The organism is Stenotrophomonas sp. TD3, from assembly GCF_001939825.1.
Classification (GTDB): domain Bacteria; phylum Pseudomonadota; class Gammaproteobacteria; order Xanthomonadales; family Xanthomonadaceae; genus Stenotrophomonas.
Map to the genome: position 1 here is coordinate 2,268,760 of NZ_MOYM01000001.1, position 12,990 is coordinate 2,281,749.

General features: G+C 68.4%; 10 protein-coding genes. 2 read left to right on the plus strand and 8 right to left on the minus strand.

Features of this window, described 5'->3' with window-relative positions; genetic code table 11:
• Window positions 1-25: 25 nt before the first annotated feature.
• The 7 genes from BKE09_RS10655 to BKE09_RS10685 form a co-directional block, all read right to left on the minus strand.
• Window positions 26-1,015: an alpha/beta fold hydrolase gene (locus tag BKE09_RS10655; RefSeq protein WP_042359058.1), complete on the minus strand. Its 990-nt coding sequence runs from the start codon at window positions 1,013-1,015 to the stop codon at window positions 26-28.
• 52 nt (window positions 1,016-1,067) lie between these two features.
• On the minus strand, window positions 1,068-1,859 hold the full coding sequence (locus tag BKE09_RS10660) for a lysophospholipid acyltransferase family protein (RefSeq protein ID WP_075675717.1): 792 nt from the start codon (window positions 1,857-1,859) through the stop codon (window positions 1,068-1,070).
• A gap of 118 nt (window positions 1,860-1,977) precedes the next feature.
• Window positions 1,978-2,412, minus strand: a complete 435-nt coding sequence (locus BKE09_RS10665; protein ID WP_075675718.1) for a hotdog fold thioesterase — start codon at window positions 2,410-2,412, stop codon at window positions 1,978-1,980.
• Between the two features lie 10 nt (window positions 2,413-2,422).
• A complete protein-coding gene (locus BKE09_RS10670) occupies window positions 2,423-4,480 on the minus strand; it encodes a phospholipase D family protein (protein ID WP_075675719.1) in 2,058 nt (685 codons plus the stop codon).
• Window positions 4,477-5,094, minus strand: coding sequence for a YceI family protein (locus tag BKE09_RS10675; RefSeq protein WP_049444423.1), 618 nt, complete (start codon window positions 5,092-5,094; stop codon window positions 4,477-4,479). Before BKE09_RS10675 ends, BKE09_RS10670 begins: the two co-directional genes overlap by 4 nt.
• A gap of 4 nt (window positions 5,095-5,098) precedes the next feature.
• Window positions 5,099-5,575: a histidine phosphatase family protein gene (locus tag BKE09_RS10680; RefSeq protein WP_075675720.1), complete on the minus strand. Its 477-nt coding sequence runs from the start codon at window positions 5,573-5,575 to the stop codon at window positions 5,099-5,101.
• 38 nt (window positions 5,576-5,613) lie between these two features.
• On the minus strand, window positions 5,614-6,243 hold the full coding sequence (locus BKE09_RS10685) for a ParA family protein (RefSeq protein WP_010487235.1): 630 nt from the start codon (window positions 6,241-6,243) through the stop codon (window positions 5,614-5,616).
• A 123-nt stretch (window positions 6,244-6,366) separates the two neighbouring features.
• Between BKE09_RS10685 and BKE09_RS10690 the strand changes: the two genes are divergently transcribed.
• Window positions 6,367-7,851 carry an AAA family ATPase gene (locus BKE09_RS10690; RefSeq protein WP_075675721.1) on the plus strand — a complete coding sequence of 495 codons (1,485 nt, stop codon included), beginning with the start codon at window positions 6,367-6,369 and terminating at the stop codon, window positions 7,849-7,851.
• A 582-nt stretch (window positions 7,852-8,433) separates the two neighbouring features.
• On the opposite strand, the gene BKE09_RS10695 is transcribed toward BKE09_RS10690, so the two are convergent.
• Window positions 8,434-9,069, minus strand: a complete 636-nt coding sequence (locus BKE09_RS10695; RefSeq protein WP_075675722.1) for a hypothetical protein — start codon at window positions 9,067-9,069, stop codon at window positions 8,434-8,436.
• 169 nt (window positions 9,070-9,238) lie between these two features.
• On the opposite strand from BKE09_RS10695, the gene BKE09_RS10700 reads away from it, so the two are divergent.
• Window positions 9,239-12,925, plus strand: a complete 3,687-nt coding sequence (locus BKE09_RS10700) for an indolepyruvate ferredoxin oxidoreductase family protein (protein WP_075675723.1) — start codon at window positions 9,239-9,241, stop codon at window positions 12,923-12,925.
• Window positions 12,926-12,990 lie beyond the last annotated feature (65 nt).

The window sequence follows — 12,990 nt, forward strand, 5'->3', positions numbered from 1 at the left end:
TAGCGGCCTGCGCGCCCGTGCCGGTTCAGCCTTGCAGCACGCGCTGCAGGCGCTGCGCCACCCAGCGCTCGGAGAAACCGTCACCGCGCCAGTTTTCCAGGAAGCCGCAGTGGCCTCCCCAGCAGGCGGTTTCCAGGTGCGCCTGGCGCGGCAGCTGCCAGTCGCTGAAGGTCGCGTACGGGATCACCGGGTCGTCCTGCGCCATCAGGATGTCGGCTGGCACCTGCAGCGTGGACAGGCGATCGCCGGCAATCGAGTAGCCATCGAAATAGGCCTGCAACGAGCCGAAACTGGTGTGGCGTTCGACCAGCCAGGCGGTCAACGCGCGGATGTCCAGCTTCAGCACGCGGTCGTCGCAGTCGCTCAGCTCGGGGAACAGGTCGCGCTTGCGCCGCAGCGAACCGGCCCACTTGCGGCGGAAGTACCAGTCGTACATCGCCGGGCCGTTCTCGATGCTTTCCATGGTCAGCGCCGGATCCAGCACCGGGCATACCGAGGCCACGCGCAGCAGCGGCACGCCGGCCGCCGGCGCGCGCAGGGCCAGGCGCAGCACGAAGTTGCCGCCCAGCGAATAACCGGCGGCCACCAGCGGCAACTGCGGCCAGCGCTGGGCGATATCGCCCGCGGCATGCACCACCTCGTCGATCAGGTTGGAGTGGAAGATGCCGGGGTTGAGATGATGGGTATTGCCGTGGTCGCGGAAATTCAGCCGCACCACGTCGAAGCCCTGTTCGAGCATGCGCGCGGCCGCCATGCGCATGTAGCTGGATTCGGCGCTGCCTTCCCAGCCGTGCAGCAACAGGGCCATGCCCTTGGGTTCGCGGCCTTCGACGTGGCTGTGCCAGCCCTGCAGGCGCACGCCATCGCCGCCGTCGAGGATCAGTTCTTCGCTGATCGCGCCGGTCGCGGCCAGCAACAGCAGGCCGCGCTGCAGGCGCATGCGGCTGGAGCTGAGCATCGATTGCAGGTGCGGATTGCGCAGCCAGCGCGGTGGCTGGTAGTCAGCCGCATGCAGCGTCGGCGTGCCGGCGTCCAGGACGGGTGGCGGGATCAGGGCCACCGTACCCTCACTGCGTGCTCATGGCCGCCACGATGCGCGCGCGCGAAGTCTCCGCGATGCGCCGACGGCCTTCCAGGTCCTGCGCACCGATCGGTGCCAGGAAATGCACTTCCGCACGCCGCGCCGGCTCACCGAGCTGGCGCAGGAAATTGGCGAAGAAACTCTCGCCGGGGCCGAACGCGACAATGGTCTGCGCATCGCCCTTGAGCCCGTACACCAGAGCCACCGGCTGCACCGGCACGCCGGTTTCAACCGCGGCCTGGAAGATGCGGGCATGGAACGGGCCCACTTCGTGGCCACCACGGGTGCGCCCTTCCGGGAACACGCCCACCGCCTTGCCTTCGCGCAGGCGATCGGCCATCACCTGCATCACGCCACCGAGGGATTCGGTGTTGCCGCGCTGGTGGAAGATGGTCTGCCCGCGCGCAGCGAGCCAACCGACCAGCGGCCAGCTGGCGATCTCGCGCTTGGCGACGAAGCCCATCATGCGCTGGCTGTGCAGGATGCAGATGTCGACCCAGCTGACGTGGTTGGCGACGAACAGCACGGCACCGGGCAACGGCCTGCCGATCTGCACCAGGCGGAAGCCGAAGATCCACATCAGTCCGCCCTGCCACCAGTTCACCACCTTGGCACCGAAGGTCGCTTCGCCCACGCGCAGTTCGCCCCACGGCCGAAGCATGCCGATCAGGATGAGCGGCAGGAACACGAGGATGTGGACCAACAGCAGCGGTACGCGGTACAGGTAACGGCACACACGCGCCACGCCGCCACGGGGGGCCGGAGTGGGGGAAGTCATCCGCGCACGATACCGGAGGGCCGTCATCGCTGCCAGCCGATTTAGGCCATAACCCCCATCGACCGGGGCAATCGGCAGGGAACGCTGGGTTCCGCTGCCGTCACCGGCCGTCCGGGGCTCAGCCGTGGCCGGCCGCCACCACCGCCAGGGTCAGCCGCGAGATGCATACCAGCCGGCCCTGCTCGTCCTCGATGCGGATCTCCCACAGCTGGGTGCTGCGGCCCACGTGCAGCGCGCGGGCGGTGCCGGTGACCGTGCCCGAACGCACCGCACGCACGTGGTTGGCGTTGATTTCCAGGCCCACGCAGATCTGTTTTGCCGTATCCACGCACAGGTTGCCGGCGCTGCTGCCCAGGGTCTCGGCCAGCACCACCGACGCGCCGCCATGCAGGATGCCGTAGGGCTGGCGGGTGCGCTCGTCCACCGGCATGGTGGCCTGCAGCCAGTCGTCACCGGCCGCGCTGAAGACGATGCCCAGCGACTCGATCGCGGTGTTGCGGCTGAGCGTGTTGAGCTGCTCGAGGGAAACGGCTTCGCGGAACACCTGGGTCATGCGGGCACCTTCATAGGATGGGAACGAGGCCAGCGCCGAATGCGGTCAGCATGCGCACCAGCAGCCACTTCGGGCCGACATTGACCTCGGGGAAGTCGCCCACGGCGACATAGCAGCGGTGGAAGTCCGGGTCCTGCCGCGGCAGCGGCTGCGGGCAGTCAGGGCCGGGCTTGAACTCGTAGTCGGTGGCATAGCGCCACGGCCAGAAGTCGAGGATCGGCAGTGCCTCGGAGGCTTTGCCGACGCTGTAGTTGAGCCCGGACAGCACCGGCGGCTTGGCCCGCGGCGCCACCGTCCACGAGTTCTGCGGATGGGTGTCGCGCAGGATGCTTTCGGCCAGCTGCTCGGCGAAGGCCGGGTCGTCGATGATCACCGCGCCTTCGGTGTTGTAGTTCTCGCTGCGCGGATCGAAGTTGTGGGTACCGACCACGCCGATGCGGCGATCGACCACCAGCGACTTGGCATGCAGGCCCATGCGCGCGCCCTTGCGGGTGACCGGCAACGGCTTGTTGACCGCCTTGCTGCCCAGGAACGAGGGACGGGTCTCGGTGCGCAGCAGGCGCGTTTCGACCTCGCTGCCGGCCGCGCGGCGGCGCTCGCGCGCGTTCTGGTAGGCGCTGCCGGTGCGCGGATGGTTCACCGGGCCCTGCTTGCCGGTGGGCGCCGGCGGCTCATCGCGATCGCGGCTGTCGCCGGCGTTGCTGCCGGCGGCGCTGCCGCCGATCAGCGGGTTGCGCCCGCCGTCATCGTCGCCTTCCGGCGCGGCGATCGGGTCGGGCAGCAGGTTGCGGTAATCAACCGGTGCATCCAGCGGGAACGGCTTGTATTCGAAGATGTTGAAGCCCAGTTCGCGCATGTTGCGCCGCTTGTACTTGTACGACAGCGCATAGACGATCGGGTTGTCGGTAGCCGCCAGGCTGTTGCTGGACACCACCACGCGCGGCGGCTGCGGTCGCTTGCGCAGCTCGCGGAACAGCTTCTGCGCCGGCTTGGACAGCACCAGGTACGGCGTCTGCAGGATCACTTCCTTCTGCGCGCCGGCGATCAGTGCATCCAGCTGCGGCTCGGTCACGTGCTGTCCGGCCAGCGGCGCATCGGCCTTCTCGCGCCGGTGCTTGCGCGGCAGGTCGGCGACATAGCGCACCGAGGCCACCGGCAACGCGGTATCGACGAAGGAACGGCTGACGAAGTCCATGTCGTTGGCTTCGGCACTGACCCGCTGCACCCGCTCGGGGCGGCGGAAGCTGGCCGGCGGCAGGGTCGGCACGCCCTCGCGCAGCAGGGTGCGGCCGACATCGTTCAGGCGCTCGGCCGGCACGCTGCGCTTGGCGCGCCAGAAGGCATCGAAGTTGGCCGCCATCGCCCGCGCCTCCGGGCCGGCGATCAGCACGTCGCGGTCGCGGAAGTTGTACTCGCGGTCCCAGTCGTAATAGTCGTCCTGGTAGTTGCGGCCACCGACCACGCCGATCGCATCATCGATCACCAGCAGCTTGTTGTGCATGCGCTGGTTGAAGCGGCGGAAGCAGCACAGCACGCTGCCGGCATAGTCGAAGTAGTTCAGCCGGGCCTTGCCGAAGGTGGGGTTGTAGACCCGCAGCTGGAAGTTCTGGTGCGCGCCGGACAGCGCGCCGAGGATCTGCAGGTCGGAAATCGCCGAGAGCTGGTCGATCAGCACCCGCACCTTCACCCCGCGCCGCGACGCGGCCAGCAGCTCGTCGATGACCAGCCGGGCGCTGTCGTCCTTGTCGAAGATGTAGGTCTGCAGGTCGATGCTGCGGGTGGCGCTGCGCAGCAGGTTCAGGCGCGCCACCAGGGCGCCCTCGCCCTCGTCGAGCAGGGTGGCGTAGTGGCGCGGCTGTTCCGGGGTGGATTCGGTGAACGCCCGCCCGGCCAGCGCACGCAGCGGCGAGTCCTGCGCGCAGCGGTCGGCGCGCTGGCAGTCGACGTCGGTCGAGCGCGCCTGCACGGCGATCGCTTCGGCACGGTCACGCTCGGCATGCGAGAGCGATGCACAACCACTGCCCAGCAACACGGTTGCCAGCGCCAGTACACGCAGCAGGAGGTTCACGGTTTCGGCGCCTCGCTCAGGCGCGCACGCAATACGAAGGTCACTCGGTCACTCAAGGCAAGCTGCCAGCTGTCCATTCCATACCGGCCTCGCTGCACGGTACCGCGGCTGACGACGTCGCAATCATAGCCGGGTCGGGCGCACTCCGCTTTCTCGACCTGCAGCGACTCGGGGTGGCTGATGCCGCGCAGGGTCAGCCGGCCATTGATGTCGCCGCCCTGTTCCACGGTCTCCGGCCAGTATGGCAGCGAGTCGAACTCGACCACCGGATGGCGCCCGGCATCGAAGAACTCCTCGCCACGCATCCAGCCGGTATAGCGCGCCTTGCCGGGGATCTCCACCGAACGGGTGAACATCTTCAGGTGCACCTGGTGGCGGCCATCGGACAGGATCTCGATACGCCCCTCGAAGTGCGGGAAGACGCCTTCGATGCGCTGGCCAAAGCGGGTGCGCACCTCGAAGCCGATCCGCGAGCGCTGGGTATCCAGGCGCAGTACCCGTGGCGCTTCGGCGGACACGGGCGGCAACGGGGTCGGTGGGGGCGCCGCGGCCCAGGCCGGGCCGAGCGCCAGCAACGCGGGCAGCAGGAAGCGGCTGCGCCGCGCCAGGCTCATCGGATCACGGCCACCAGAACGCGTTCAGGCTGGCCACGCCGGGTTCGATCGAGGCCTCGCGCGGGAAGCCAAGCACGGCCACGCCGCCCGGCGGCATGCCGCGATAGTCACTGCTGGTGCCGTCGGTCATCAGGGCCACCAGCTGCTCCAGGCCCGGGTTGTGGCCGACGATCAACACCCGGTCCAGGTCACGACGCTCGTCCACCAGCGCCGCCAGGGTGCCCGGGGTGGCGTCGTAGATACGGTCTTCCAGGCGCTTTTCGACATAGCCGATGGCCGTCATCACCGCTTCCAGGGTCTCGCGGGTACGTCGCGACGGCGAGCACAGCACGCAGTCGGGCAGCAGGTTGTTTTCCTTCAACCACTTGCCGGCGGCTTCGGCCTCGGCGAGCCCTACCGGCGACAGCGGCCGGTCGAGGTCGGCCTGGCCGGAAACGGCGGGTTCGGCATGGGCATGGCGCAGCAGGATCAGTTCACGCATCGCGGGTTTCCAAGAAAAGAGGGTGGAGACGTGCAGCGTTACAGCTTCAACCAGGACAGCAGCGGCTCCCAGTCGGCCTGGTGCTCGCGCACCTGGGCCGAGCGGTAGTCGAACAGGCTGCGGCCCAGGCCGGTCATGACCACGTAGCTCTGGCTGTCACGCAGCTGCGCGACCACCGGGTACGGCCACTCGCCCAGCATCTGCAGCGCCTGCTGCGAGGTCTGGGTCCAGGGTTTGGTGCGGTTGAGGACCAGCCCCACCGGCAGCTTGCGGCTGTGCACGCGCGGGTTCTGGGCCAGGCTGTTGAGGAAGCCGACGATGGCTTCGATATCCAGTGCCGAGGGCAGCACCGGCACCACCACGGCGTCGGCCGCGTCCAGGAAATGGGGGATATCGTCGGCCAGCGCACCGGCTGGTGCATCGATGATGACGGTATCGGTACCGTCCGGCAGCTTCTGCGCCCACTGCTTCTTCCGATACACATCGATGGGGAGCACCGCGCTTTCCAGCCCGGCACGCCGTTGTGCCCAGCGGGTGCTGGAGCCCTGCGGGTCGGCATCGGCGATCACCGTGGCCTTGCCCTGCAATGCCGCGTACGCGGCCAGGTGGGTGGCGACGGTGGTCTTGCCCACCCCGCCCTTGGAACCGGCCACCAGGATCGTCTTCATGCCAGCCTCGCTTCCGGGTACGTGCCCCGAGCGTACACCGGCGGTGGTGACGGGAGGTAGCACCGTGCTGAACCAGTGGCCATCGCCTTTGCTATCGTGGCGCCCCCGAAGGATCGAACCGGCATGAGCGAACTGCAGGACCTGAGCGCACTGATCCGCGCCAATACCCCCCTGATCGTGATCGAGACCCAGGATGAGGGCCGCATCGTCGAGCTGTTCCGGCAGACGCTGATGCACGTGTGGCGGGCCCTGCACCGCTGGTCCATCACCGAGGGCCTGCGTCGCATCGACCTGGACCGCGAGGACCCGCCGGTCGGTCCGCCCGATGCCAGCGCCGCCCTGCAGATGATCCGCCAGGCCGACCAGCGGGGCGTCTACCTGCTGCTCGATTTCCACCCCTACCTGGGTTATGCCAGCCACCAGCGCGCGCTGCGCGACCTGATCCAGCGCCGCCACAGCGAGCCGCACGTGCTGGTGCTGATCGGCGCCAAGGTCGAGCTGCCGGCCGAGCTGGAAGCGCTGGCGGTGCGCTTCAACCCGCGCCTGCCCGATACCAACGCCCTGCTGAAGATGCTGCGCGAGGAGGCCGACGCCTATGCGCGCGAGCACGGCGGCCGCCGCGTCGAGGTCGACAGCGAGGCGGTGAAGAAGATCCTGAAGAACCTGCAGGGCCTGAGCCTGGTCGATGCCCGCCGCATCGCCCGCCAGCTGATCTACGCCGACGGCGCGCTGCGCGACGACGACCTGCCGCAGCTGGCGCGGCTGAAGTTCGAGCTGCTCAACCGCAGCGGCCACCTGTTCTTCGAGCATGACAGCGCGCGCTTCGGCGACGTGGCCGGTGCCAACCGGCTCAAGCGCTGGATCAGCCAGCGCCGGGTGGCCTTCATCGCCGGCTCGGCACCGGCCGGCCTGGACCCGCCGCGCGGCATGTTGCTGCTGGGCGTGCAGGGCTGCGGCAAGTCGATGCTGGCCAAGGCCACCGCCGCCGGCTTCGGCGTACCGCTGCTGCGCCTGGACGTGGGCGCGCTGTACAACAAGTACCACGGCGAGACCGAGGCCAACCTGCGCCAGGCGCTGGCCTCGGCCGAGCAGCTGGCGCCCTGCGTGTTGTGGATGGACGAGATCGAGAAGGGCCTGGCCAGCGGTGGCGAGGACGGCGGCGTATCGCGCCGCGTGCTCGGCTACCTGCTGACCTGGATGGCAGAGCGCAAGGCGCCCGTCTTCATCGTCGCCACGGCCAAGCAGGTACACGAGCTGCCGGCCGAACTGCTGCGCAAGGGCCGCTTCGACGAGATCTTCTTCGTCGACCTGCCCACCCCCGAAGTGCGCGTGGAACTGCTACGGCTGCACCTGGGGCGACGCCAGCTCAATGGCGACGACTTCGCGCTGCCGGCGCTGGCGGCGGCGGCGAATGGTTTTTCCGGCGCCGAGATCGAGCAGGCGATCGTGGCCGGGCTGTATGCGGCGCACGCCGAAGGCCGGCCGCTGGATACCGAGCTGCTGATGAACGAGATCCGTGCGACGCGGCCGCTGTCGGTGCTGATGGCCGAGCAGGTGGAGGCACTGCGGGCATGGGCGTCGGGGCGCACGGTGTCCGCGGACGATTGAGGGGTTTCCAGCGAACGGCGCAGCCCTTCGTGGCTGGTCGCTCAACGCAGATGCCGGGTAGGGCCGGGCGGGTAGGCTGCGCAGGGGGCGCTGCAAGTACGTCCCTGTAAGCTCGATCGCCGCATCCATGCGGCTCACGCCCCTGCACAGCCTACCCGCCCGGCCTCTGACAATTCCCGGGGCGTCCAGCCACGTAGAAGAAAGTAGAAGAGCAAAAGCAAAAGCGCGTGGCTGGCCGCTCTTGAGGGCATGGGGTCAGATCCGTTTTCCTCTGAAAAACGGATCTGACCCCAGTTCGATTCCTATCCCTGGCAGATCGCATCCACGCATGGCGTGGATCTACCGTGTCGACCAAGGTCGACACCTACCAACAGCTGCCGGAACCTGTCGAAGGCGGGGCACTGTGGGTTTGCGGGGTGTGAGCCGCATGGATGCGGCGACCAAGCCCCCATGGATGGGTTCACGGCGTCCCCGCAAACCCACAGTGCCCCGCCATCCCACAGGAAGCCCGCTGTTGCTGTTGCTTTGGCTCCAGCCCTTGCCTCTGCGGGTGCCGGGTGCAACCCGGCCAAACCCCTTCCCTCAGGGCCAGGCCGGCGGGGCGGCCGCCCAGGCCTGCTGCACTTCCGCCAGCGAGGCGCGCTCGTCGTCACGCCACAACGGCAACAACTGCACATAGCGGCTGCTGTCGCTCCATTGCGTCGGCTCGGTACGCACCGCTGCGGCATACCACTGCACCGCCTCCTGCTTCTGCCCGGCCCGCCACAGCGCCAGCGCATAGGTGGGCGGCAACCAGCCCGGCTTGCTCAGCGAACCACCTGCGGCGGCCTGCCATTGCTCCAGCGCTGCCTCGGCCTGGCCCTGCCGCAGCAGGTCCCAACCGTAATTCCAACGCACGCCACGGCCCAGGCTGCCCTGCACCGGCGCATCCTTCAGCGCTTCGCGATACAGCTGTTCACCCAGTTCGGTACGGCCCTGCGCAATGGCCACCGACGCCAGCTGCACGGTGGCCTCCACGGTACGCCGGCCGCGCTCGCGCTGCTTGAGCAGCTGCGCCACCAGTTCATCCCCGTCGGACTGGACCACGACCATCGGCACGGCGGCCGCATCGCTGTCGAAGTAGAACTCCTGTGGTGCCGGCACCGCCGGCGCGGCCCACACGGGGGCCGTTCCCGAGACCAGCAACATGCTGCCCAGGATCTTTCCTGCAACTGACATCCCTTCTCCCCAGGCCGCAACCGCAGCCTCCCTCTCTCTCCCCGATCCTAACCCCAGCATGGCCGCCGGCGCGAGTGCCGGGCCGGTCGGGCCTCGCTGCTACAATTCGCGCCTTTCCCGCCGCGTGCCTGCACGCGGCCGGTGCCAGCCGATCCTGACCGGGCCAGCCATGACCAGTACCGCGCAACTCACTTCGCCCTCTTCCGCCGACCTGATCGACCGTGACTACACGCTCGACCACAAGTACACCCGCAACGAGGGGCGGATCTACCTGAGTGGCGTGCAGGCGCTGGTGAAACTGCCGTTGATGCAGCGGCTGCGCGACGCGCACGAAGGCATCGACAGCGCCGGCTTCGTCAGTGGCTACCGTGGCAGCCCGCTGGGCGGCTTCGATCTGGAACTGTGGCGCGCGCGCAAGCACCTGGACGCGGCCAAGGTGAAGTTCACCCCCGGCCTGAACGAGGACCTGGGCGCCACCATGGTGTGGGGCACCCAGCAGACCAACCTGTTCCCCGGCGCCAACGTGCAGGGCGTGTTCGGCATGTGGTACGGCAAGGGCCCGGGCGTGGACCGCTGCGGCGACGTGTTCAAGCACGCCAATGCCGCCGGCACCTCGCGCTACGGCGGCGTGCTGGCACTGGCCGCCGATGACCATGCCTGCCGCAGTTCAACCCTGCCGCATGGCAGCGAGGACGAGTTCGTCAGCGCGATGATGCCGGTGCTGAATCCGGCCGGCGTGCAGGACATCCTCGACATGGGCCTGCTGGGCTGGGCAATGAGCCGCTATACCGGGCGCTGGGTCGGCTTCAAGACGATTGCCGAAACGGTGGAATCGTCGGCCTCGGTCGAGGTCGACCCGATGGCGCGCCGCATCGTGCTGCCGGAAGACTTCGAAATGCCCTCGGGCGGCCTCAACATCCGCTGGCCGGACCCGCCGCTGGACCAGGAAATGCGCCTGCACCGCTATGCCGTGAAGGCTGCACAGGCGTTCGCCCGTGCCAACGGCATCGACAAGGTGGTGATGGACGCGCCGCGCGCGCGGCTGGGCATCGTCACCACCGGCAAGAGCTACCTGGACGTGCTGCAGGCGCTGGAATACCTGGGCCTGGATGAAGCGGCGTGTGCCGACATCGGTATCCGCGTGTACAAGGTCGGCATGACCTGGCCGCTGGAGCCGCAGGGCATCGCGCGCTTCGCGCAGGGCCTGGAAGACATCATCGTAGTGGAGGAGAAGCGTGCCTTCATCGAGCGCCAGATGAAGGAGCAGTTCTTCAACTGGCCGGCCAGCTGGGGCCAGCGCCCGTCGATCGTCGGCAAGTACGACGAGAGCGGCGAATGGATCCTGCCGTCCACCGGCGAACTGACCCCGGCCACCATTGCCGGCGTGATCGGCCGCCGCATCCAGAAGTTCTTCAACAACGAGTCGATCGAGCAGCGCCTGCAGTGGATGCAGGAAAAGGAAGCCGAGCTTGCGTTGCCGCGCGCCAGCTTCCCGCGCGTGCCGCACTACTGCTCGGGCTGCCCGCACAACACCTCCACCAACGTGCCGGAAGGCTCGCGTGCGCTGGCCGGCATCGGTTGCCATTACATGGTGACCTGGATGGACCGCAGCACCGACACCTTCACCCACATGGGCGGCGAAGGCGTGACCTGGGCCGGGCAGGCGCCGTTCACCGATACCCCGCACGTGTTCCAGAACCTCGGCGACGGCACCTACTTCCACAGCGGTTCGCTGGCGATCCGCCAGGCGGTCGCGGCCGGCGTCAACATCACCTACAAGATCCTCTACAACGATGCGGTGGCGATGACCGGCGGCCAGCCGGTGGACGGCCCGCTGAGCGTGCCGGACATCGCCAGGCAGATGCGCGCCGAAGGCATCCACACCATCGTGGTGCTGTCGGACAACATCGGCAAGTGGACCAGCCAGCGCGAGCACTTCCCCAGCGACGTCGAGTTCCACGACCGCAGCGAACTGGATGACGTGCAGAAGCGCCTGCGCGAGGTGAAGGGTGTTTCGATCCTGATCTACGAACAGACCTGCGCCACCGAGAAGCGCCGCCGCCGCAAGCGCGGCAAGCTGGAAGATCCGCAGAAGCGGGTGCTGATCAACTCGCTGGTCTGCGAAGGCTGCGGCGACTGCGGCAAGAAGAGCTTCTGTGTGTCGGTGCTGCCGAAGGAAACCGAGTTCGGGCGCAAGCGCGAGATCGACCAGTCCAACTGCAACAAGGACTATTCCTGCGTGAACGGCTTCTGCCCGAGCTTCGTCACGGTGCACGGTGGACAGCCGCGCAAGGGCAGCAAGCGCGACGCCTCCACGCTGCTGGACAACCTGCCGGCACCGTCCCTCCGCGGCAGCCTGGAGCAGCCCTGGAACATCCTGATCACCGGCGTCGGCGGTACCGGCGTGGTGACCATCGGTGCGCTGCTGGGCATGGCCGGCCACCTGGAAGGCAAGGGCGCGACCGTGCTCGACCAGACCGGCCTGGCACAGAAGGGCGGCGCGGTGACCACGCATATCCGCATTGCCCGTCGCCCCGAAGACATCCACGCCGTGCGCATCGCCGCCGGCGAGGCCGACCTGGTGCTGGGCTGCGACATGGTGGTGGTCAACGATTACTGGGCACTGTCGAAGGTGCGCGCCGGCCGTTCGCAGGTGGTGCTGAACACCTACGAAGCGATGCCGGGCACCTTCACCACCCGCCCGGACATGCAGTTCCCCGCCGCCGACATCGTGGCCGGTGTGCGCGTGGCACTGGGTGGCCAGGAGCCGCTGCTGCTGGATGCCACCCAGCTGGCCACCGCGCTGCTGGGCGATGCGATCGCCGCCAACCTGTTCATCCTCGGCTACGCCTGGCAGCAGGGCCTGGTGCCGCTGTCGTTCGATTCACTGATGCGCGCCATCGAGCTCAACGGCGCCGCCGTGGCGATGAACCAGCAGGCCTTCGCCTGGGGCCGCCTGGCCGTGGTCGACCCGCAGGCCGTGCAGCAGGCCGCGGGCCTGGTGCGCAACCGCCACACCGATACCGAATCCACCCCGGGCCCGCTGCATCCGCTGCCGCCAGGCGAGTGGGAGGGCAACGAATGGGGCGCCACTGCGGCGCCGCGCAACACCGGCGACGAACGCGAACTGCGCGGCCTGCCCTCGCACGGTGGCGATGTTGCGTTCCTGCCGCTGGACGACGCCCGCCTGTCGCGCTCGCTGGATGAAATGATCGAGCGCCGCGCCGCCTTCCTGGTCGAGTACCAGGACGCTGCCTACGCCAACCGCTACCGCAGCCTGGTCGAGCGCGTGCGCGCCGCCGAAGCCGACCGCATCGGCGGTTCCACCGCGCTGACCGAGACCGTGGCCCGTTACCTGTTCAAGCTGATGGCCTACAAGGACGAGTACGAAGTGGCCCGCCTGTATACCAGCGGCGACTTCCAGCGCCGCCTGCAGCAGCAGTTCGAGGGCGATTACCAGCTGCGCTTCCACCTGGCGCCGCCGCTGTTCGCCAAGAAGGACGAGCAGGGCCGGTTGCTGAAGAAGGAATACGGCCCGTGGATGTTCAAGGCCTTCGGCCTGCTGGCCAGGCTGAAGTTCCTGCGTGGTGGCCGCTTCGACGTGTTCGGGCGCACCGGGGAACGCCGCATGGAGCGCAAGCTGATCGGCGATTACGAAGCCACCGTGCAGGTGCTGCTGGACGGCCTGGATGACGACCGCCTGGCGCTGGCGGTGGAAATCGCCAGCGTGCCCGAGCACATCCGCGGCTTCGGCCACGTCAAGGAAGCGCATTTCGAGCAGGCCAAGGCGCGCGAAGCCGCCCTGCTGGCGCAGTGGCGCAATCCGAAGGCGCTGCACATCGTGCAGGTGGCGTAACGCCGCGAAACAGGTACTGCCGGCCGCTGGCCGGCAGCCATCCTGGCGCTCGGTTGCCGGCCAGC